Here is a 20,709-nt window from a genome sequence, read left to right as displayed (position 1 = left end):
GAGCGACAGATGACTGCACGCACAACAAGTCACAGCGCGCGAGTGTCACAACAGCAGGGCGCTGCTTTGCTGGTGGCGCTGGTGCTGTTGGTTGCGGTGACCCTGCTGGGCGTCAGCGCCATGCAGGGCACCATACTGCAGGAGCGCATGTCGGCCAATCAGCGCGATGTCGAAGAAGCCTTCAATGTGGCAGAGAATGCCATGCGCCGGGGCGAGCAGGCGCTGATGAGCGACCCGGCGTCGTTTCTCGGCAATGATCCGCTGGACAGTCCGGAAGAGCTGGACCTGGACTCGGACAATGTTGAGACACTGGACGATCTGCAGGACAGCCTCGGGGCCGATATCTACGTGCAGGCGCCGCTCTACCACATTGCCAAGCGGGGTGACATCTGCAGTGCCGATGACGACCTCACCGGCGGCGGTGTCGAGTGTGACGAAATATTCAGTGTGACGGCCCGGGGTACCGGGCGCACAACCGAGACATTTGTGGTACTGCAGTCCACGGTTCGGGTGCCGGAATGAGTTGTTTTCCGGCCGCCCTGCATGGAGGAGGAGAAACCATGGTTTCCCAATGCGGTAGCAAACCGGTTGCCAGGACCCTGCTGGCGGCTATGACCCTGAGCGTCAGCCTGGCGGCGACGAGTAATGAGCTGGTTGACGACATCGCCCAGACACCGTTGTTTCTCGACAATGTGGATGTGTCGGGCAACCTGGCTCTGGTGCCTTCGGTGGAGTGGCCGACCATCAACAGTGTGGCCAATATCGACACTACCTATTCACCGGATACCGAGTTTGTCGGTTATTTCGATTCCGACAAGTGCTATGAGTACATCTACCATGCTGATGAATCCGAGCGCCGGTTCGAACCCAGTGGCGATGCCAGTGACCGCGAATGCAATGGCGAGTGGAGCGGCAACTTCCTCAACTGGGTGGCCACACAGACGGTGGACCCCTTTCGCAAGGCGCTGACCGGGGGTTACCGGGTACGGGATACCGCCACCACCACATGGCTGGAAAAGGCGCGGCATGACGGCCAGGGCGGCGAGAACATCTACCCCAGGCGACGTTTGCCCGAAACCGGCAATGACAGCAGCATCGTGCGTGGTGCCACCCCCTTCGATGCCAACTGGATACGGTTCCGGGTAGATGGACTGGACAACCGGTTGCGTTTCCATATCCAGAACAATGATGTCAACAGCGGCACGCCCTACAACCCGGCACAGGATGCTCTCGGTGACACCAACTGGACCGATCAAGCCTATGATGTGACGGTGCGGGTCAGTGTCTGTGATGACACAGTGGGGCTGGAAAGCAACTGTGTGCAATATGATGACGGCTGGAAGCCGGAAGGTCTGATTCAGGAGAATGCCGCCAATATCCGCTACAGCGTCATGGGCTATCTCAATGACCATGACAGTCAACGCGATGGCGGTGTGCTGCGGGCGCGCAAGAAGTATGTCGGCCCCCTGATGCCGGTGCCGGGCGAGGGGCTGGTGACCAACCCCAATGCGGAATGGGATGCCAATACCGGGGTGCAGTTCCGCAACCCGGATCCGGACGATGCCGATGCGACCTCCGATGCGTTCAACATCACCATCGAAGACAGCGGGGTGATCAACTACATCAACAAGTTCGGTCAGATGACCGACAAGAACCACAAGAGTACCGACCCGGTCAGTGAGCTCTTCTATGCCGCCATCCGCTACATGCGCGGTCTGACCGATGTCAGCAGTTACAGCAGCATGGCGGGTATTCCGGTCAATCAGCGCTATGACTATGCCGATGGCTTCCCGGTGATTACCGACTGGGAAGATCTGGATGACCCGGTGCAGTTCATGTGCCAGCCCAATGTGGCGTTGGGCATTGGTGATGTCTACACCCACCGGGACAAGAACTTGCCCGGCAACAACCTGTATCGCAGCGACGAGCCCTCGATGCCGCCGGAAGTGGCTGCCGATGACTGGATCAATGTCATCAGCGCCACCAACTTTGTCGGTCAGCTTGAAGGCATCGGCAATATCGGCAACAACAACAGCTGGACCGGCCGCGAGAATTCGGCCTACATGGCAGGGCTGGCCTACCTGGCCAATGCCGGAGACCTGCGTCCGGACATGGACGGCCGTCAGAGCATGAGCACCTACTGGGTAGACGTGCTGGAGAACCAGATACTGGAAGCGCCCAGCCGCAACCAGTTCTTCCTGGCCACCAAGTACGGCGGCTTCGATGTGCCGGCAGATTTTGATCCGTTCGATAATGATCTGGACGAACTGGAAGAGTCCTGGTGGCATACCAACAACGAGACTTTGGTGGCCTTCGGTGGGACCAACGCCGGCGCAGAGTTCGAGCGCCCGGACAACTACTTTCTGGCCGGGGCTGCCGGCCAGATGGTAGGCGCTCTGGAAGAGGCCTTCAGTCGCATCATTTCCGAGATGGAAAGCAATGTGGCCGCAGTGGCTGTCAACTCGACCCGACTGGACACCGACAGCGTGGTGTTCCAGGCCGGTTTTGAAAGCTCGAACTGGAGCGGCAACCTGGAAGCCTATGATCTGGACGACCCCAGCGAGCCCGCCTGGCAGGCCGCTGTAACGCTGAATGACCAGTTGCCCTGGCAGCGCAACATCCTGACCTATCGGCCGGATCTGGAGGATGCCCGACCCTTTACCTGGGGCAATCTGAGCAATGACCAGCGCGAGGCGCTGAACCACAGTGCAGGCAATGTCCGGGATGAACGCTCGGACGACCGGGTGGAATGGCTGCGCGGTGAGGAAGGCCTGGCCGGGTTCCGCTCCCGCACCGACATCAACGACCAGACCAACCTGCTGGGCGATATTGTCAATTCCGACCCGCAGTATGTGGGGCGACCCAACTTCGGTTATGCCCTGCTGCAGGATGGGCCCGAGACCTCCTATTCGGCCTTTCGCATCAGCGACGAGTACCGCAATCGACCCAATGCAGTCTATGTGGGGGCCAATGACGGCCGTCTGTACGGCTTCGATGCCGACAGCGGAGAGGAGTACTTCTCCTATATTCCCGGCGTACTGCTGGAACCCGAACTGGAACGTGATCATTCGCCGTTGAGCCGCCTGATGGAAACCCGCTACGAGCACAGGTACTTCGTGGATGGGACGCCAACGGTGTCCGATGCCTTTGTGGACGGTGAATGGCGGACGCTGCTGGTCGGTACCATGGGGGGTGGCGGCCGCGCCGTCTTCCTGATTGATGTGACCGACCCCAGCGCGGTGGATGACGAGAGCGTGCGCTGGGAGTTTACCCACGAGAACCTGGGCTATGGGGTCACCAATGCCTCTCTGGTGCGGCTGTACAATGAACGCTGGGCCGTGGTGTTCGGCAATGGCTATGGCGGCGACAGCGGCGAATCCTCCCTGTTCTTTGTCGATGCGGAAACCGGCGAGCTGATTCGCGAAGTGAGCAGCGGTGTCGGTGATGCAGACAATCCCAATGGCATGGCCGCGCCCTATCTGACCGGCTGGCCGGAGCGCAACCGCATTGCCAGCCGGGCCTATGTCGGCGATCTGGAGGGCAACCTCTGGCGTCTGGATCTGCACAGCAGCCCGGACAACTGGGAGGCGGACCGGATATTCCAGGCCACGGACCCCGACGGGGACCCGCAACCGATCACCTCGCAGGCGGTTGGTCTGCCGCATCCCTATATTGCCGACACCCTGATCCTGTCCTTTGGTACCGGCAGCTATTTCAGACGCTCGGACGCCGGTTCGGTACAGGTGCAGACCTTCTACGGGCTGTTCGACAGTGATGGCAGTGAGCTCGACGATGACGAACTGCAGGTGCAGCGCATTATCTGGCAGGAACAGGACTACGAAGTCGGTCCTGATGGCGAAACCCTGGTCTATGCGGCGCTGCGGGCCACCAGTGAAGGCGATGCCGGTGAGCACGGCTGGCGCTTCGAGCTGGACTATGACGACACCAACGTAGGTGAACGCGTGGTCAGCCGGCCCAGTGTCATTACCAGCCCGGGCCGCTACGGCGTCAGGTTCACCACCCTGATTCCGGATGTGGACCCGTGCGGCACCGGGCGCTTCGGCTATGTGATGGAACTGGACATGCTGTCCGGATCCCGCCCGTCGCGACCGGTGTTTGATCTGGACGGCGACGGCCAGTTCGATGACGAGGACACCGTGACCATACCGGACCCGGATGATCCGAATAGCACCATAGAGGTGCCGGTGTCCGGGGTCGGCGGAGTCAGCCAGGGCGAAAGCCTGACCACAGTGCAGGATGAAGACGGGGTGGAACACATTATCCAGCCCATAGATCCGGACGGTGACGGCGACCCCAGTCCCGGCATGCTGGGTGATCCGGGCACCGTGGGCCGCATAGGCTGGGAGCAGTTGCGATGAGGAGCACAGGCAAGATGAGCATGAACAACCATGATAACGGAGCACGCAGAGCGAGTCGGGGCAGGGGGCTGAACTGGCGTTTTGTCAGCGGCGTGACCCTGCTTGAGCTGATGATCGTGGTGGCCATCATCGGCATACTGGCGGCCATTGCCATACCCAACTACCAAACCTATCAGGAGCGCACCCGGCGCGCCGATGCCACCTCGGACCTGGTGGAACTGGCGCAGTGGCTGGAGCGCTATCGGGTCAATCAGAACACCTATGCGGCGGACCCGGCGGATCTGCCGATCACGCAGTCGCCGCAACAGGGTAATGCCGTTTATACGCTGGGTTTTGATCTGAACAACAGTGGCAACCCGCTGGCTGAGACGGCCAGTTTCACAATTCGCGCCGTGCCCAACAACCCCGGGCCCAATGCGGATGATGGCTGTGGCACGCTGACGCTGACTCATACCGGTGAGCGTGGCGCTTCCGAAGGTGATGTGGCCGACTGCTGGCGCTAGACGGTACTCAAGAGCAGGTCGAGTCGGTGTTGTCCGGCCACTCGACCCGGGTACGCCCGCCGGGCCCGATGATGATGCGTGCGGCCTCCTGCAACTGCCCGCCCGGGCAGATGCGCACATGCCCCCCGGTGGCGCCGCGCGGCTGGCCGAGCAGATCATACTGGTGATAGGCCCGGATACTGGGGTGCGTACTCAGCCTGACGCCCGCTGTCAGCTCGAACTGACGAACCAACTGTGCGGGGTCGGTCAGGCGGCGCGTATTGTCGGGGTCCAGGAACACCGTCAGGGTGCCCTGCCAGTCGGCCTGGCACTGGTTGTCGGCGTCCAGTACGCACAGAGTGGTCAACTGGCGCTCTTCCACGGCCGTTTGGCGGGCCAGTCGAAAGGCGGTATGAATCTGGTGCACGGTGGCTCTGGCCTGGGTGGTTTGCACCAGGCCGACCAGCCCCTGGCCGCCAAGATTGAGCAGCAGCCCCAGCAACAGCAGGACGAAGGTGAGTTCCAGCAGCTTGAAACCGTGATATCTGTGCATGGGTTCCTCCTGAAGGTTGTGTTCTCCCGGAACCGGCCAGCATAGAACACCATCTGTTGTCTGAACCTCTCCCTGGGTTCAGACTTTGTTGCAGATTCGGCCTCAACCCTTGGCATGGCTCCACAGGTCGCCGACAATACCGCTTTCAGCAGCAGATTCAGGATGCAAGGAACCACCATGACAGAGGCATTGCGGGTTCAACTGGTGCAGGATGACTTCCCGGTCGGGGACATACCCGGCAATGCGGGGCGCATTCTGCAGCATGGGCGTCAGGCGCAGGCAGAGGGCGCGCGCGTGGTGGTGTTTCCGGAGCTGACCCTGAGCGGCTACCCGCCCGAGGATCTGCTGCTGCGGCCCAGCCTGCAGACGCGAGTAGAAGCTGCTCTGGCCGAGCTGCAGGCCGCCCGCCTGCCGCTGGCACTGGTGGTGGGTCTGCCCTGGCACGATCAGGGGCAGCTGTACAATGCAGCTTTTGTGATTGATCACGGTGAAATAGTGGCGCGTTATCGCAAGCGCCATCTGCCCAACTATCAGGTGTTCGACGAGCACCGCTATTTTGCCTGTGGCTCTGAAGTCTGCAGCTGGGACTGTGACGGGGTTCGTCTCGGGCTGACGATCTGCGAGGATGTCTGGTTCGATGATGTGCTGGCCGAACTGGCGCAGGCCGGTACCGATCTGGTATTGACGCTGAACGCATCGCCGTTCCATCTGGATCGTGCCGCCCAGCGCCGCGCCATGCTGATGCACCGGGCCCGCCAGCACGGTCTGCCCATGGTCTATGTCAACGCCCAGAGCGCCCAGGATGAACTGGTATTCGATGGCAGTTCCATGGTGCTGGCTGCCGATGGCACCTTGCGCGCCGCGCTGCCGGAGTTTCGGGCGGCGACGCTGCAGGTGGCCTGGCAGCGCACGCCGGACGGCCTGGTGCTCGCCGATGACTACCCCTGTGTCGATCTGCTGGGGCCGGAAGCCAGTGTCTACGAGGCGCTCAAGCAGGGGCTGGCCAGCTACGTCAACCGCAATGGCTTCCCCGGCGTGGTGCTGGGGCTTTCGGGCGGCATCGATTCGGCGCTGAGCCTGGCCATTGCCGCCGATGCGCTGGGGCCGGAGCGGGTTCGGGCCGTCATGATGCCGTTTCGCTATACCTCATCCATCAGTCAGGAAGATGCTCAGACCGAAGCCGAAGCCCTGGGGGTCGACTATCATGTGCTGCCGATCGAATCACTCTATGACACCGGCATGGCGCAGCTGAACCCGCTGTTCGAAGGTTATGGCGCCGATGTGACCGAGCAGAACCTGCAGTCCCGCCTGCGTGGCCTGCTGCTGATGGCACTGTCCAACAAGTGGGGCCACATGGTGCTGACCACGGGCAACAAGAGCGAGTTGGCCGTAGGGTACGCTACCCTGTACGGCGACATGTGTGGCGGTTACAACGCGCTCAAGGATGTGCCCAAGCTGATGGTGTTCCGGCTGGCGCGCTATCGCAACAGCCTGGGTCCGGTGATACCGGAGCGCGTCATTACGCGGCCGCCCAGTGCGGAGCTGGCGCCGGATCAGAAGGATGAGGACAGCCTGCCGGCCTACGATATTCTGGACCCCATTATCGAGCGCTATGTCGAGCACGACGAAAGCGCCGAAACCATTGTCGCTGCCGGGTTCGACCGCGAGACGGTCTACAAGGTCGTGCGGCTGATCGACCGCAACGAGTACAAGCGCCGACAGGCGCCCGAGGGCGTGCGGGTCACTGCGCGCGGGTTCGGGCGGGATCGCCGCTACCCCATCACCCATGCCTGGGCACCGGGGGAATAGTCAGCCCTGCGGCTGGGTGTCATCCGTCTCTGCGGCCGGGAACAGGCTGGCCAGCGAGCGGCGCAGGGCGTCCACGCGCACCGGCTTGTCGACAAAGCCGTTCATGCCGGCGCGGTGACAGGCCTCCTGCTCCTGCTGGGTGACTGACGCCGTGACGGCGACTACCGGCACTGACACGCCGGCGGCACGCAGTTCATGGGTGGCCGCGATACCATCCAGGGTCGGCATGTGCAGATCCATCAGAATCAGGGTATAGGGTTCGCTACAGGCCAGGGCTACCGCTTCCTGCCCGTCATGGGCCAGGGTTACTTCCGCGCCCAGATGTTGCAGCATGCGCCGCATGATCAACTGGTTGGTGTGGTTGTCTTCGGCAACCAGCACCTTGAAAGGACAGGGGGGTGCAAAGGCAGCCTCGTTCGACTCCACTGCAGACGCCTGCGCATGGGTGCTCATCGGCAGTTGCACGCTGGCGGTTGTGCCGCGCCCGGGCTTGCTGTCCAGGCTGAATTCACCGGCCATCAGTCGCACCAGTGACTTGCACACGGACAAGCCGATGCCGGAACCGGTATGGCGGCGATTGCGTTCCGGGTGTACCTGAAAGAACGGTGTGCCCACATGCTGCAGCTTGTCCGTCGGGATGCCGATGCCGGTATCTTGCACGGTCAGGGTCAACAGGCCGTTGCCATCCCGTTGATCGAAGGTCACGGTCAGGCGGATGATGCCCTGATCGGTGAATTTCACCGCATTGGACAGCAGGTTGGTAAGGATCTGCCGTATGCGCGCCTTGTCGGCGAGCACCCGGGGCGGGAAATCGGGCGCTATCCGGTAGTCGCAGACGAGTCCCTTTTCCTCTGCCGCCCCGCGCATGAGAACAATGACGTCATTCAGCGTGGGACGCAGGTCGTCCAGCGTCGGCGCAATGCGCAGGCTGTGATTCTCGATCTTGGACAGGTCCAGAATGTCTTCCACCAGCCGGTTCATGCTGTCCGCCGAGCGCATGATAAGGTCGAGCTGACTGGTGGTTTCCTGCTCGTACGGCTGCTGGCGCAGCAGCGAGGCTGTACCCATGATGCCATTGAGCGGCGTCCGGAGTTCATGGCTCATGTTGGCCAGAAACAGTGTCTTGGCGGCATTGGCAGCTTCGGCTTCGTCGCGGGCATGCTCCAGGCGGCGTTCGGTTTCCTTGAGGTCGCTGATGTCACGCGACGAACCAAACAGAAAGGTGCTGTCTTCATATCGGACCGGCACCAGCATGGTATGCCAGTACTTGCTGCTGCCATCGGGCGCTATGCCTTGCTCCTCGTAATAGATGGTCTCATTGGCGTCGAGGCACTGACGATAGCGTTCGAGTACCGAATCGGGTGTAGGCAGCAGGTCACTCAGGCGTGTGCCCTGCAGGTCAGCGCTGCGGACGCCGATGATGTCTTCCAGTACCCGATTGATCTCCTCGATGTAGAAATCACCCTCCTGCGCCCGGATCAGGAACATGGAGTCCAGTGAATTTTTCCACAAACCGTGGAACAGTAACTGCTCTATAACTGTTTTCATAACTGCATCAGGACGCCTGATAGGTCTGCAGAGGCTGCCAGGCACCGGCGTAGCCGAGTTGCGCCAGCACGGTGCGATATGCCGACAGTATAGAGGGTGTGAGCAGCGCCGGGTCAGCCGTCAGACCGATAATGTAGATATCTTCCTGACTGGTCCTGTATTGCTGTATGGATGCGTTGCTGAAGGCCTGAGCGGATGCAGACACATAACAGATGCTGTCCGGCCCCATGCAGACCGGTGCCGCTTGGCTGTCCGACCACGCAATCATGTTCTCGTTGAGGCCCATCAGCGTCAGCTGCTGGCCGCTGCTGGCCGCCAGTTGCACGGTCAGCCGATCAAAGCCGCCACTGGTTTCCAGCGTGACATCACTGATCTTGCCATAGCCCAGAAGGCGCATGCGGGGGGCCAGTTCGGGAATGGCCTGCAGGGCTTCATAGGGGTTGCCACCTTGCTGCCGACAGCTGACAAGGGCTTTGCCCACCAGCCAGCACAGACTGAGCGAACCATGCACTGCGACCTTGTTCAGGGCGCCCCGTGTCGAGGGCCAGGTAGAGAAGGCGCCCACAGAACCGAAAACCGGAGCAGTCACTACCGACCGACACATCTGGTCGGCCTGTTCCGGTGTGTTGAGAGATAGCTGGGCCGTGATCGGAGGCTCGCCGTTGCTCGGTTCATTGCCCACCAGCAGGGGGCGTACGGCTGCGGCTGCATTGAAGGTGCTCATGCCGAGCGTCGACATGGCGCGCCCCGCGCCGTCACCATCGAGCGCCGGAATGCCCTGCTGCGCCGCCACCAGCAGCGGAATCAGGCTGTTCATGGGGCCGGTCTCGCCGGGTATCAGGTAGTCGAAACTGTTGCTCAGCAGTTTTTCCATCTGCCGGACCAGCCGCAGAGGCCCCTTGGTAAAGGCCGACCCGCTGCCGGCTGCTGCAGACGGTGAGCCCATGCCGGCCACCATGCCGACATGACCCTCTGCAGCCTGGTCGAAACTGACCACCTTGGGCCACAGGCCATGTTGGGCCATGTAGTCGATCAACGGCTGTGTGAGTTCCAGTGGGCCGCCACCGCCACTGCCCAGAAAGGCTGCGCCTTCGACGATCCAGTTCAGATCATCAGCATTCAATGTGCGATTCAGTGTCATGCCAAGTCTCCTTCCGTATGGCTCTAGACTGCCACATTGAGCCAACGTTCGGTAGCCGCACAGTTCAGATGCAAGAGTCGCCGGGTCGAATCTCTGCAGCGGCTGACCACAGGGTAATGGACGTCAGCCCGCCCTGCGGCTAGAGTGGGTTCAGTTGATCCAACTGAAACGACGGGGTTTCGCCATGGGTGCACGTGCAACAAGGGTGATCGGCATTGCTCTCATAGTGCTCGGTATCGGCCTGGGCATATGGGGTTATCAGTTGTCCGGCTCATTCGGTTCGCAGGTGTCGCAGGCCTTTGGCGGCGCGGAGTCGGACCGGGTAATGACTTACTACATTGGCGGTGCGGTCAGCTTCTTTGTCGGCATCTATCTGTTCTTCAGGGGCTAGGGAGACAAAAGCATGGATATCACGGGTTTACTGGTATTTCTTGTCGTGGGCGCCATCGCGGGATGGATTGCCGGCATTGTAATGAAGGGCAGGGGGTTTGGCCTGATCGGCAATATAGTGGTGGGCATTGTGGGTGCGGTAGTGGGTGGCTTTGTGTTCGGCCTGCTGGGACTGACCGCAGTCGGCCTGCTCGGGTACATCATTACCGCGTCCGTCGGCGCTATCATCCTGCTGTTTGTGGTGGGCATCATCAACAGGGCGTGACTGTCGTCTGGCAGGCAGAATTTTCCGCTTGTCAGGTAGCGGGCAACAACGAAAAAGCCCCCGTCACCGGAGTGACGAGGGCTTCCTGAATACTTGGTGCCCAGAGGCGGAATCGAACCACCGACACAGGGATTTTCAATCCCTTGCTCTACCGACTGAGCTATCTGGGCATCGCGTCAGCGACGCCGCGTATTAAACTTTTTTTTTATCAGAGCGTCAACCGTTTTCTGCCTAACTCACTGATTTTTTTGAGCAAATCCGCAGTGATGCCGGTTCAGTCTTCCGGCACATAGCCTTCGGCCTGATCGAAGTCATCACCGGAGAAGAAGCGGTCCATCTGGTCCATCAGGTAACGACGGGCCTTGAAGTCAGTCATGCTCAGGTGCTTCTCGTTGATCAGCCGCGTCTGGTGTGCCTGCCATTCATCCCAGGCCTGCTGTGAGATGTTTTCATACAGGTCCTCACCCTTGGGGCCGGGGAAGGGGGGCTTGGCCAGCCCGGGCAGTTCGCGTTGATATTTGCGGCAGAATACGGTTCGGGTCATGACTCTCTCCTGAGATGGAAGGTGCCGGGTCAGAGTGTCAGTTTGTCCAGCAGCAGGCGGGTCGGCGCGGCAAGGCCAAGGGCTTCATCCAGCGCAGGCTGCACCCAGCGATCACGCTCCTGGACGCTGTGCGGGGAGGAGAGTCGCACGTGCACCGGATGAATGTCCAGATGGAAGTGGGTGAAGGTGTGGCGGAAGGGCAGCCAGTAGTCCGGTGCCGAGACGGCGCCGGGCAGTTCCTGCAACCGCTGCTGCAGGGCCTCTGCGGAATCAAACTCGGGGAAACAGTAGAGCCCGCCCCAGAGGCCGGAGGGCGGCCTGCGGTGCAGCAGGCAGCGCTGGTCGGGCAACTGCAGCAGCAGCCACCAGGTTGGCTTCTCGGGTTTCTGCTTCTTGGGTTTGGGTTCCGGGTAGCGCTCTGGTGCGCCCAGATGGTGCGCTCGGCAATCTGCGGCCAGCGGGCAGTGCCCGCAGTCGGGATTGCGGCGGGTACAGAGGGTGGCGCCGAGGTCCATCATGGCCTGGGTATAGTCACGGCAGCGCTGGGCCGGGCTATAGGCTTCTGCCAGTGCCCAGAGTTCGCGTGCTGTTGCCGTGCGCCCCGGCCAGCCGCTGACAGCATGGTAGCGCGCCAGTACCCGCTTCACATTGCCGTCGAGAATGGCAGCGGGACGATCCTGGGCCAGACTGACGATGGCGCCGGCTGTCGAGCGCCCTATGCCCGGCAACTCGGCCAGGGCTTCCACGGTAGTCGGGAAGCTGCCGTCGAAGCGGCTGACGACTTCACGCGCACAACGATGCAGATTGCGCGCGCGGGCATAATAGCCCAGGCCGGTCCACAGGTGCAGTACATCATCTTCGGGTGCGGCAGCCAGCTCATGCACGGTCGGAAAACGCGTCGTGAAACGCTGGAAATAGGGTATGACCGTGGCCACCTGGGTCTGCTGCAGCATGGTTTCCGAGACCCAGACCCGATAGGGCGTCTGCTCCTGCTGCCAGGGCAGGTTGGTGCGCCCGTGGCGGTCGTACCAGTCGAGCACGGCGCGCTGGAATTGCTGTATCTGTGTTGCTGTCGGTTGCTCAGTCACCCTCGGTCGGCTCCGTGCATTGGGTGATGACGGCAATCAGCAACGGTGACCAGTCGCCCCAGCAATCCAGCCATTCTGCGAGCGACTGGCCGACCTGAATCGGGGTATCACGCAGCGTGCCGGTCATGTCATTCAGCGCTATGCCATCAGGGGTGGCCAGGATGTCGCCGTACAGCCAGATGGTATCGCCCTGGCGCCGCTGTTCGCTGAACTCGGCGCCGGTGATCGAGAGAGTACGCTGGCTGATGTCGCTGTCGATGCTGGCCCAGCCGGTCATGGACTGGGTGACCTGCGGGCTGATCAGGCTGACGGTGACTTCGGCATTGTCACCTTCCCAGCGGTTGAGGCTGGGTGCCCGGCCGCTGGCCTGAATGGCCTGCATCCTGATCTGCTCGGGGGCGTCCCCCGCGAGATTGACTTCCCAGGTCAGCTCGGTGCGGCCGGTCTGTGAACTGCTGCCGATGCGCCAGCGCTCGCTGTCCAGCAGCCAGCGGATATCCCTGATTTGTTCATGGTGCGGTTGCTGCGCGGCGGCATGCTGTACCGAATCTGCACGCCACATGGGCGTATCGCTGCGCCATATCAGTTCGTTGATGGCTGTGCGCTGGCCGAATTCCTGATCGGGCGCAGCAGGGGTGCCCTCGCTGTATCCGCTGCCCAGCACCAGATAGTCCGCACGAATGGTTTCGCCGTCCGGGTTGAAACGCAGGTTTTCCGCCTCGGCAGACCAGCGGTAAAAGCCGTAATCGCGGGTGGTGCTGCTGATTTCCAGATGGGTATCCAGAGATTGCATCAGCAGGGGGGCATTCAGGTCTTCGGCCGGGGTCCAGCGGCCATTGAGGCGCAGATAGCCATGCTCGACCCAGCCGTCACCAGTGATATCAGCGAAACTTTGCAACTCCACACCGCCCAGGGTTTTTTTCAGTTCTCCGCTGAGGGTCAGGTCTACCACCTGTTCACTGAGAGGATCAAACAGCAGGATATCCAGCCGATCGATTTGCAGGGCCTGAAAACCGATCAGGAGGTCGCGCGATTTGTGGAAAAAGCGGATCAGTGCCCATATGTCGTCCTGAGCAACCTCCTGCTCCAGGTCTGTGTCCAGTATCACCTCGCCCTGATGCACTATGAAGCGCTCGGGAAACCAGTAGAAGGTCCAGGGGCTGTACCAGCGCGCGCGCCAGGTGGCGTGGTTCAGTTGTATCGGCTCATGCAGGCCTTCGACATGCAGGTTGGCCTGATACATCTCGATGGCGGGAATCGGAAACAGACGCAGATGCGTCAGGCCCGGCTCCAGACGTATCTCGCTGTCTCCGATGGCGTTGGAAGGCAGCACCAGGTCAGTCACTTTCAGGCGGTCATACTGGCTGTAGAGGGCCAGCCAGCCGATCAGCGGCCATACGATACCCGCCACGCCGACAACAATCAGCGTGTGGATGAGTGTTCTCTTATTCATTCACTGGTTCATCTTCAGTTACGGTTGTCCCACAGCATACCCAGCTCGCGCTGCAGCACATCTTCTGCTCCGAGGTTGAGTTCAACCAGGCGCCGCAGGTGCGAAATTGTATCAATACCCATTTCCAGAAACTCGAGACCTGTGTAATGGTCTTCCACATGGGCGATGCGCACGAGCATGGTCAGTGCCAGTTCACCGTCATTGAGCTCCAGATTGAGCATACCATCATGGCCCCGCCAGTCCGGTGGTATGGCGGCAGAAAAGCAGAGCATCAGGGCGCCCTTGAGACTCAGGTCATGCACTTCGCCGTCGATGGTCTGATCCGGAAACACCAGACTGGCGTTGAGAGTGACCGGAAGGCGGGTAAAACGACGGGTGTCTTCCATAATTGTTATACTCGGCTGGGCATCAGGTAAGGTATTGATTACCGGTGCCTTTACTATAGTTGGGTGACTACACTGCAGCAACCGAACGGAGGTTGATAAATGCCAGGTCTGTTCAGTAAAGATCAATTGCCGGAGTCCCCGGCGGCAGCATTGCCGGGCCGGGAAACGCCGCTGTCGGTAGAACCGGTGCACGCGGTGCTGGGTACCTCCATGGTGCCACCCTTTCCCGCCGGCAAGAGTGAGCTGGTTGTGGGCATGGGCTGTTTCTGGGGCGCCGAGCGCCTGTTCTGGTCACTGTCTGGAGTTTACACCACTGCCGTCGGGTATACGGGTGGTTATACACCCAATCCGACCTACGAAGAGGTATGCAGTGGCCAGACGGGCCATGCGGAAGTGGTGCGCATCATCTATGACCCGCAGCAGATCTCCTTGCAGGCCCTGCTGCAGGTGTTCTGGGAGTCCCATGACCCGACGCAGGGCATGCGGCAGGGGAATGATCGGGGCAGTCAGTACCGGTCGGCACTCTATCTGCCGGATGCGGCCAGCGAGCAACTGGCTCGCGACTCTCTGACAGCCATGGAGAAACAGTTGCAGCAAGCCGGGTATGGGGCGGTGACGACCGAAGTTGCCCGCAACCAGACCTTCTACTATGCGGAAACCTACCATCAGCAGTATCTGCACAAGAACCCGGCAGGTTACTGTGGCATCAAGGGAACCGGCGTCAGTTGTCCTGTGGGTCAGTCGTCGTAAAGGTAAAGGCACTGGACTGCTTGTCCAGCTGTTCCAGCAGGTGGGCAGATTCAGTGGCCTTGCCAGTGACCAGATGAATGGAACTGGCATCGCTGCGGGCTTTCTGCGCCACACTGTCGACACTCTGACTGATCTGCGCTGCCACTTCTGACACCTCATGTACCATGCGGGAGATCTGTTCGGCAGCATCAGCGCTCACCCGGGCCCGGGCCTCGATGTCGGCAATGGCGGTGCGGGCGTTTTCACTGTTTTCCAGCACCCCGCGCAGATGGATCTGGGCCTGATCCATGGTCTTCAGCGCGGCTGCCGTGGACCCCTGAACACCATCCACAATGTCAGTGATGCGAGCCGTGGCATCCACGGTGCGCTCGGCCAGGGTGCGCACCTCGTCGGCTACCACGGCAAAGCCGCGTCCGGCGTCACCGGCCCGAGCAGCTTCAATGGCGGCATTGAGCGCCAGCAGGTTGGTCTGACTGGCCAGGTCATTGATAATGCCGATAACTCGGTCGATGTCTTCCGACATGTCGCCGGATTTTTTCAGCGTATTGTGCGTGTCGTCCACCACGCTGCCGGTTTCCTGCAACTGAGACAGGGCTTCCTGCAGCGTGCGGGTACCGCTTCTGGCGGCCTTGAAGGTTTCGTCCGACTTGGTGTTCAGGTCTGTCGAGGTCTGGTTGATCTGGGTCAGCGTCTGTGAGATCTCTTCGGTGCTGGCCGCTACCGTTTCAGCCTGGTCAATCAGCAGACCATTGTTGGTCTTCAGAACGTCCATGTCCTGATTCAGTGAGCGGATGCGCTGGGAGGACGTGGCGGCGGTGTCAACCACCTGGCCGATCAGGCTGCCCAGTCGTTCGGCCATGTTGTTGACTACCTGGCTGACGGAGTCAAAGTCGTCATTCCGTTTTTCGTTCACCGGCAGACGGGCGGTCAGATCGCCTTCGCCGACACGTTCCAGATCGGTGCGCACCTGCTGCAGCGTAGAGCGAACACTGATGATGATCCAGAATGACAATGTCAGCACACTCACTGCCACTACAATGCCGACCAGCAACAGCGTCTGCCGAGCCCGGATGGAGCCCCGCGCAGCGCTGGTCTGTGCTTCTGTCGTCAAGCGGTCAACCTGAGTCAGCAGGCTGGCTTGCTGTGCATCAAGCTGTTGCAGCCCCAGCTCAAGCTGCTGCTCCAGTTCTGCCTGCTGGTGATGTGCCTCGACTATCTGTGCTATGGATTGTTCGTAGTCATCGATTTCCTGAGCATAGCGGTCGGTCACGCCCACCGCGCCAAGCATGTCCTGGAATTCGCCCCAAGCCTCTGCAAACTGTGCTTCCAGTTCCGCTGAAGCGGCCTGGGTGATGTCGCGTTCCGCTTCGCGCAGTGCCAGTACCTGTTCACGTGCACTGACCATGATCAGGGGCTGTTGAAAGGCATCGCCAAATTCCTGGACGGCGCCGCGAAGACCTTCTGAACGGCTGAAGCCAAGGCGCTGCAGGGTGTCGGCCAGGTTCTGATACAGCAGGAGCAGTTCAGAGTAGGCGCGTCGGTAGGCTTCCAGTTCATCCAGCAGGCCCATTTCGACAGCCGCAGGCTGATGGGTCTCCACCAGGTCGTCCAGCAGTTGCTCGCTGGTCTGAATGCGGTCCGGGAGGCTGGCCATGGTGTCGGCGCGGCCGCTGTTGACGTCCTGATGGACCTGAGTGGCGTTCAGCGCCAGGGCGCTGAGTGCACCGTTCAGCTCACTCATCTGCTGAACCCGTTCCTGGGTCTGCTGTTGCAGGGCCAGACCGCGGTCGCCGACGGCCAGCAACATGGCCAGGCCTGCGAGAACGGCGCAGAGCATGACGCTGAGCTTGAGACGGAAACCCAGATTCTTGAGATTCATGATACCACCCTGTGTGTCGTCAAAGGCGTGACGTCTGTTGTAAGTAGTTGTTGTCCGGAGCGCCTTTGCTGATCTATTTGCAATTATCGAGCCACAGGAGGCGGTTTCTGTAAAAGCTCTGTCAGGCTGTAGCTGAGGCTTCAGCGATCAGAAGCAACAGCCAGTATGGGTGGAAACAGACCCATTCTGTTTTCTGGATGTGTAGATTGATACCCGTCATGGAGGCGCCGTGCCAGGGCGCCCAGAGCCCTCATGGTGGAAGCGGCCACAAAAAAGCCCGCCTGTCGTGGCGGGCTTCTGTCATCAACCGGATTGGCGGTCGATCAGTTTTCTTCGTGGTACTGCAGACCCAGCAATTGAGTCCGGCCACCTTCCACATGGAAGCGGATGCTCTGGACTTCACCAGTGGCCATACGCTGACCCTTGACGCTGTAGGTGCCGTCGTCGAGATCAACCAGCAGCCAGGGCCCTTCTGTCATGCCTTCCAGCATACGGTCGCCATGGGCGTTGTACACCGTGAACCAGATTTCGGACAGGTAGGAACCGTCATGGCCGAAGAACTCGATGGCTGTGTTGTAATCGGGAGCCATTTCCCGAGATTCTATCCCTGCACCACCTGTCCAGTAGTCGACAGCCTGTGCGCTGGTCGCCAGACCAACAGCCACTACTGAGGCCAGAATTAAACGTCCTAGCTTTTTCATCGTGCTTTCCTCCGCAGAGTGTATGTTCTCAATCACAGTATAGAGGGGTTCTGCCACAGGGCAAGCGCCCACTTTACCGCTGCTTTTCATGGTGCCACAAATGCCGCCGGGTGACACTAGCGATAGCGGTTGGCCAGCTCGCGCAGGGTCTCGGTTTCGTGGCGGGCGGCTGCGGCAAAATCGTTCCCCTGACTGGCATAAAGTATCCCGCGTGAGGAGTTGATGATCAGGCCGTCTCGCTGGGCGTTCAGCCCGGCCTGCAGCACGGCCTCGGCATCACCGCCCTGAGCCCCGAGACCGGGCACCAGGATGGGCATGTCGCCGACGATCTGACGCACGCGAGCCAGTTCGGCCGGTGCCGTGGCACCCACGACAAGGGCCAGGTTCCGGTTGGCATTCCAGTCCCGTGCGGCGATTCGGGCGACGTGCTCGAACAGGGGTTCGCCGCTGTCGAGATGCAGGTTCTGCAGTTCACCGGCCGAAGGATTGCTGGTGCGACAGAGCACGATGACACCCCGATCCCTGTATTGCGCAAAAGGCTGAATGGTGTCCCAGCCCATGTAGGGATTCACCGTTACGGCGTCGGCCCCGTAGCGCTCGAAGGCCTCACGCGCATACTGCTCGGCGGTGGAACCGATATCGCCCCGCTTGCTGTCCAGCAGAATGGGAATATCCGGGTACTGGCTGCGCAGGTAGTCCAGAGTCTGCTGCAACTGATCTTCAGCAGCCAGTGCCGCATAGTGGGCGATCTGGGGCTTGTAGGCGCAGACCAGATCATGGGTGGCATCAATGATGGCCCGATTGAACGCAAAGATGGCGTTGGGCGCATCGGCAACGGTTGCCGGGAACTGTTCCGGCAAGGGATCGAGCCCCACGCAGACCAGCGTATTGTGGGCCTGCCAGCGGTCTTTGAGTTTCTGATAGAAGGTCATGCTCAAGGTTCTGCTCTCTCTGCGTAGGGTCAGCCCGGGCCACATTCAGGTGCGGTGGGGGCCGAGCCGCTTGATCAATATGCGTGAATTGCGCTGATAATTGTACAGCGCCTGACGCTGGTCAGGGAGGTCACCAAGGGCACCGGGCTCGAAGCCATGCTCCTGAAACCAGTGGGTGGTCCGCGTGGTCAGTGCAAACAGCTGCTGGATACCCTGGGCACGTGCCTGCCGCTCTACCTGTTCCAGCAGCCGAGCGCCACGGCCATGGGTGCGGTAGTCCGGGTGCACCGCCACACAGGCCAGTTCCGCCTGCTTGCCGGTCTCCGAGACAAAGGTGTGCAGGGCCGCACAGCCGACGATCATGCCGTCACGCTCATTGACCACAAACTCGTTGACGTCGCGTTCCAGTTGCTCTCGCGAGCGTCTGACCAGCACCCCCTGTTCTTCCAGCGGGCGCAACAGCTCGATGATGCCGCCGATGTCTTCCGCCCGGGCGCTGCGAAAATTGTCATAGTCATCCCGCGACACCATGATACCGCAGCCATCACGCGTATAGAGTTCGCGCAGCAGGCCTCCGGGTTCGGTGGCATCCAGAATGTGTACACGGGCAATGCCCTGCTGACAGGCCTGCAGCGCGGTCTGGGCTTCGGGCAGGCCGGGGGTGTCTGCAGCGACCTGCTGCAGGTGCTGGCGCAACTCATGCGGCGTCAGTTGACCCTGTTCCGCGGGCCGGGGCAGGGCATCCATCTGTCCGAGCAGGGTCAGTTTGTCGGCCTTTATGGCCTCGGCCGCTGCGGCAGCGACTTCCAGGCCGTTGAGGTTGAAGACCTCACCGGTCACCGAGAAACCATGTGGCGGCAACAGCACGATATTGCCCGCATCCAGTTGGTGTCGTATGCCGTCCGCATTGATGCGGCGCACGGTACCGGTGAATTGCAGGTCAACCCCATTGATGATGCCGCGCGGCATGGCATGCACAAAATTACCGCTGACCACGCTGACCCCGGCGCCATGCATGGGGCTGTTGACCAGCCCGGTGGAAAATTCGGCCTGCAAACGGACCAGCAACTGTTGCGTGACCCCGACAGCGATTTTCAGCGTGCGGGCATCGGTAACGCGCAGGCCGTCGTGGAAGGCCTCGGCAATACCTTCCGCGTTGCAGTCAGCCGTGATCTGGGGGCGGGCGCCATAGGCAATGACCAGGCGCAACCCGAGGCTGCGCAGCAGCGCCAGATCATGAATCAGGGCTGACGTATCGTGCGCCAGTGCTTCACCCGACAGGTACACCACCAGCGTCTTGCCACGGTGCGCATGGATGTAGGGACTGGAGGCCCGAAAAAAGCTGAGGAAATCATCGCTGTAGGTGGACATTGCAAATTCCTTGAACCGGACGCTCATTACAGCAGATGCGGCGGCCAGTTGAAAGCCGCAAGAGGGCTCTGGATCAGGGCGGAGGCGGCCTGGTTGCTGTCGGCCCGGTTTATATTCAGTAAAACTGAATAGCCTCAACGATTTGTTTCGCTATCCACTCGTCGCACTCCCCCATAAACTGCGTCGCATCTGTTTGACGGTGCGTTGACGCAGCGTCGGATTTCGTGAACAACCATTGGCATTGAATCACAGGAGACCCCGATGAAAGCTTTTACCCCCGTAATCGAACTGATTGGCCGTGCGCTGATTTCCTTCATGTTCATCCTCAGCGGTATCGACAAGCTGGGCGGAATCGAAGGCACTCAGGGTTACATGGAAATGATGGGTGTGCCCGGCATTCTGATCTACCCGACCATTGCCCTGGAAATTCTGGCTGGTCTGGCCGTGCTGGTCGGGTTCCATACCCGCATTGCAGCCTTCCTGCTGGCCGGTTTCAGTATTGTATCCGGCCTGCTGTTTCACTTTGACCTGAGCAATCAGGCGGAAGTGATCAACCTGATGAAGAATTTCACCATTGCGGGCGGCTTCGCCTTCCTGGTCGCCCATGGCGCCGGCAAGATCAGCATTGACGCCCGGCGCTGAGCGACGCGCATGATTTGATGTGGAGCCCCTGACAGTGATCAAGCTGTCAATCCCTTCTGCCCCGCCTTATGGCGGGGTTTTTTTGTCTGTAACAATTGTAACCGGCGTGAAATTCGCCATTCATCTTGTCCTCGGATACTGGTCTCCGGCATGCCCCTGAAGTCCTGGCGCATGCTGTTGCTTGAGACTCGCAATAAATCCAACAACAAAAGAGGACAATCCGATGTCTGATCTTTCCCGCAACAGTGGGCTGCGCCGGTTTACGCTGGGCGCTGCCGCCGCAACCATACTGGGCAGCAGCTTCGCCCTGGCTGACGATATAACCATTCGCTGGGCCCTGCACCCCGGTGAAGAAGCCGATGCGGTCATCAACTACTTTGCCCCCAAATACGAGGA

Annotated in this window: 19 protein-coding genes and 1 tRNA gene; 8 read left to right on the top strand and 12 right to left on the bottom strand. The window is 60.7% G+C overall.

The window, feature by feature from the left end; translation table 11 throughout:
- Nucleotides 1–9: 9 nt before the first annotated feature.
- The 3 genes from E4656_RS16960 to E4656_RS20660 are packed head-to-tail and all read left to right on the top strand — an operon-like array spanning nucleotide 10 to nucleotide 4,882.
- Nucleotides 10–522: a pilus assembly PilX family protein gene (locus E4656_RS16960; protein ID WP_135484505.1), complete on the top strand. Its 513-nt coding sequence runs from the start codon at nucleotides 10–12 to the stop codon at nucleotides 520–522.
- A gap of 38 nt (nucleotides 523–560) precedes the next feature.
- Nucleotides 561–4,379, top strand: coding sequence for a pilus assembly protein (locus tag E4656_RS16955; RefSeq protein WP_167856108.1), 3,819 nt, complete (start codon nucleotides 561–563; stop codon nucleotides 4,377–4,379).
- A gap of 14 nt (nucleotides 4,380–4,393) precedes the next feature.
- The gene (locus E4656_RS20660) at nucleotides 4,394–4,882 is read left to right on the top strand and encodes a type IV pilin protein (RefSeq protein ID WP_276605987.1); all 489 of its coding nucleotides are present in this window, start codon (nucleotides 4,394–4,396) and stop codon (nucleotides 4,880–4,882) included.
- A gap of 7 nt (nucleotides 4,883–4,889) precedes the next feature.
- Here E4656_RS20660 and E4656_RS16945 read toward each other — a convergent pair whose 3' ends face one another.
- Nucleotides 4,890–5,414, bottom strand: coding sequence for a GspH/FimT family protein (locus tag E4656_RS16945; protein ID WP_135484503.1), 525 nt, complete (start codon nucleotides 5,412–5,414; stop codon nucleotides 4,890–4,892).
- Between the two features lie 177 nt (nucleotides 5,415–5,591).
- On the opposite strand from E4656_RS16945, the gene E4656_RS16940 reads away from it, so the two are divergent.
- Nucleotides 5,592–7,223, top strand: coding sequence for an NAD+ synthase (locus E4656_RS16940; RefSeq protein WP_135484502.1), 1,632 nt, complete (start codon nucleotides 5,592–5,594; stop codon nucleotides 7,221–7,223).
- On the opposite strand, the gene E4656_RS16935 is transcribed toward E4656_RS16940, so the two are convergent.
- Both E4656_RS16935 and E4656_RS16930 read right to left on the bottom strand, forming a co-directional pair.
- Nucleotides 7,224–8,771 carry an ATP-binding protein gene (locus E4656_RS16935; RefSeq protein WP_135484501.1) on the bottom strand — a complete coding sequence of 516 codons (1,548 nt, stop codon included), beginning with the start codon at nucleotides 8,769–8,771 and terminating at the stop codon, nucleotides 7,224–7,226.
- A gap of 7 nt (nucleotides 8,772–8,778) precedes the next feature.
- Entirely contained in the window at nucleotides 8,779–9,912 is a 1,134-nt protein-coding gene (locus E4656_RS16930; protein WP_135484500.1) for a DUF917 domain-containing protein, read from the bottom strand.
- Between the two features lie 184 nt (nucleotides 9,913–10,096).
- Between E4656_RS16930 and E4656_RS16925 the strand changes: the two genes are divergently transcribed.
- Both E4656_RS16925 and E4656_RS16920 read left to right on the top strand, forming a co-directional pair.
- Nucleotides 10,097–10,303, top strand: a complete 207-nt coding sequence (locus E4656_RS16925) for a DUF3185 family protein (protein WP_135484499.1) — start codon at nucleotides 10,097–10,099, stop codon at nucleotides 10,301–10,303.
- 12 nt (nucleotides 10,304–10,315) lie between these two features.
- Nucleotides 10,316–10,567, top strand: coding sequence for a GlsB/YeaQ/YmgE family stress response membrane protein (locus E4656_RS16920; protein ID WP_135484498.1), 252 nt, complete (start codon nucleotides 10,316–10,318; stop codon nucleotides 10,565–10,567).
- Between the two features lie 94 nt (nucleotides 10,568–10,661).
- Here E4656_RS16920 and E4656_RS16915 read toward each other — a convergent pair.
- The 5 genes from E4656_RS16915 to E4656_RS16895 form a co-directional block, all read right to left on the bottom strand.
- A tRNA-Phe gene (locus E4656_RS16915) sits at nucleotides 10,662–10,737 on the bottom strand.
- A 104-nt stretch (nucleotides 10,738–10,841) separates the two neighbouring features.
- A complete protein-coding gene (locus E4656_RS16910; RefSeq protein ID WP_135484497.1) occupies nucleotides 10,842–11,111 on the bottom strand; it encodes an oxidative damage protection protein in 270 nt (89 codons plus the stop codon).
- 29 nt (nucleotides 11,112–11,140) lie between these two features.
- Entirely contained in the window at nucleotides 11,141–12,199 is a 1,059-nt protein-coding gene (gene mutY, locus E4656_RS16905; RefSeq protein ID WP_135484496.1) for an A/G-specific adenine glycosylase, read from the bottom strand.
- On the bottom strand, nucleotides 12,192–13,652 hold the full coding sequence (locus E4656_RS16900; RefSeq protein ID WP_135484495.1) for a hypothetical protein: 1,461 nt from the start codon (nucleotides 13,650–13,652) through the stop codon (nucleotides 12,192–12,194). The genes mutY and E4656_RS16900 overlap by 8 nt, the downstream gene beginning before the upstream one ends.
- A gap of 14 nt (nucleotides 13,653–13,666) precedes the next feature.
- Nucleotides 13,667–14,038: a PilZ domain-containing protein gene (locus E4656_RS16895; RefSeq protein WP_135484494.1), complete on the bottom strand. Its 372-nt coding sequence runs from the start codon at nucleotides 14,036–14,038 to the stop codon at nucleotides 13,667–13,669.
- Nucleotides 14,039–14,137: 99 nt separating this feature from the next.
- Here E4656_RS16895 and msrA point away from each other — a divergent pair, with 99 nt between their 5' ends.
- Entirely contained in the window at nucleotides 14,138–14,788 is a 651-nt protein-coding gene (msrA, locus tag E4656_RS16890) for a peptide-methionine (S)-S-oxide reductase MsrA (protein WP_135484493.1), read from the top strand.
- Here the strand turns inward: msrA and E4656_RS16885 are convergent.
- The 4 genes from E4656_RS16885 to argA all read right to left on the bottom strand — a co-directional run bounded on the left by E4656_RS16885 (nucleotide 14,760) and on the right by argA (nucleotide 19,671).
- A complete protein-coding gene (locus E4656_RS16885; protein WP_135484492.1) occupies nucleotides 14,760–16,667 on the bottom strand; it encodes a methyl-accepting chemotaxis protein in 1,908 nt (635 codons plus the stop codon). The genes msrA and E4656_RS16885 overlap by 29 nt on opposite strands.
- Before the next feature lie 323 nt (nucleotides 16,668–16,990).
- Entirely contained in the window at nucleotides 16,991–17,368 is a 378-nt protein-coding gene (locus tag E4656_RS16880; RefSeq protein WP_135484491.1) for a hypothetical protein, read from the bottom strand.
- 116 nt (nucleotides 17,369–17,484) lie between these two features.
- Nucleotides 17,485–18,300, bottom strand: a complete 816-nt coding sequence (pyrF, locus tag E4656_RS16875; RefSeq protein WP_135484490.1) for an orotidine-5'-phosphate decarboxylase — start codon at nucleotides 18,298–18,300, stop codon at nucleotides 17,485–17,487.
- A gap of 45 nt (nucleotides 18,301–18,345) precedes the next feature.
- Nucleotides 18,346–19,671, bottom strand: a complete 1,326-nt coding sequence (gene argA / locus E4656_RS16870; protein WP_135484489.1) for an amino-acid N-acetyltransferase — start codon at nucleotides 19,669–19,671, stop codon at nucleotides 18,346–18,348.
- 261 nt (nucleotides 19,672–19,932) lie between these two features.
- Between argA and E4656_RS16865 the strand changes: the two genes are divergently transcribed.
- Nucleotides 19,933–20,313, top strand: a complete 381-nt coding sequence (locus E4656_RS16865) for a DoxX family protein (RefSeq protein ID WP_135484488.1) — start codon at nucleotides 19,933–19,935, stop codon at nucleotides 20,311–20,313.
- The last annotated feature ends 396 nt before the right edge of the window (nucleotides 20,314–20,709 follow it).

The organism is Natronospirillum operosum (assembly GCF_004768465.1).
GTDB lineage: Bacteria > Pseudomonadota > Gammaproteobacteria > Pseudomonadales > Natronospirillaceae > Natronospirillum > Natronospirillum operosum.
The sequence above is the reverse complement of the archived record's forward strand: the minus strand, read 5'-3'. Positions and strand labels throughout refer to the sequence as shown.

Bases quoted from the DNA above. Each gene is read 5' to 3' on its own strand.
- E4656_RS16960 (WP_135484505.1), top strand. From the start codon at position 10: ATGACTGCACGCACAACAAGTCACAGCGCGCGAGTGTCACAACAGCAG.
- E4656_RS16955 (WP_167856108.1), top strand. From the start codon at position 561: ATGGTTTCCCAATGCGGTAGCAAACCGGTTGCCAGGACCCTGCTGGCG.
- E4656_RS20660 (WP_276605987.1), top strand. From the start codon at position 4,394: ATGAGCATGAACAACCATGATAACGGAGCACGCAGAGCGAGTCGGGGC.
- E4656_RS16945 (WP_135484503.1), bottom strand. From the start codon at position 5,414: ATGCACAGATATCACGGTTTCAAGCTGCTGGAACTCACCTTCGTCCTG.
- E4656_RS16940 (WP_135484502.1), top strand. From the start codon at position 5,592: ATGACAGAGGCATTGCGGGTTCAACTGGTGCAGGATGACTTCCCGGTC.
- E4656_RS16935 (WP_135484501.1), bottom strand. From the start codon at position 8,771: ATGAAAACAGTTATAGAGCAGTTACTGTTCCACGGTTTGTGGAAAAAT.
- E4656_RS16930 (WP_135484500.1), bottom strand. From the start codon at position 9,912: ATGACACTGAATCGCACATTGAATGCTGATGATCTGAACTGGATCGTC.
- E4656_RS16925 (WP_135484499.1), top strand. From the start codon at position 10,097: ATGGGTGCACGTGCAACAAGGGTGATCGGCATTGCTCTCATAGTGCTC.
- E4656_RS16920 (WP_135484498.1), top strand. From the start codon at position 10,316: ATGGATATCACGGGTTTACTGGTATTTCTTGTCGTGGGCGCCATCGCG.
- E4656_RS16910 (WP_135484497.1), bottom strand. From the start codon at position 11,111: ATGACCCGAACCGTATTCTGCCGCAAATATCAACGCGAACTGCCCGGG.
- E4656_RS16900 (WP_135484495.1), bottom strand. From the start codon at position 13,652: ATGAATAAGAGAACACTCATCCACACGCTGATTGTTGTCGGCGTGGCG.
- E4656_RS16895 (WP_135484494.1), bottom strand. From the start codon at position 14,038: ATGGAAGACACCCGTCGTTTTACCCGCCTTCCGGTCACTCTCAACGCC.
- msrA (WP_135484493.1), top strand. From the start codon at position 14,138: ATGCCAGGTCTGTTCAGTAAAGATCAATTGCCGGAGTCCCCGGCGGCA.
- E4656_RS16885 (WP_135484492.1), bottom strand. From the start codon at position 16,667: ATGAATCTCAAGAATCTGGGTTTCCGTCTCAAGCTCAGCGTCATGCTC.
- E4656_RS16880 (WP_135484491.1), bottom strand. From the start codon at position 17,368: ATGAAAAAGCTAGGACGTTTAATTCTGGCCTCAGTAGTGGCTGTTGGT.
- pyrF (WP_135484490.1), bottom strand. From the start codon at position 18,300: ATGACCTTCTATCAGAAACTCAAAGACCGCTGGCAGGCCCACAATACG.
- argA (WP_135484489.1), bottom strand. From the start codon at position 19,671: ATGTCCACCTACAGCGATGATTTCCTCAGCTTTTTTCGGGCCTCCAGT.
- E4656_RS16865 (WP_135484488.1), top strand. From the start codon at position 19,933: ATGAAAGCTTTTACCCCCGTAATCGAACTGATTGGCCGTGCGCTGATT.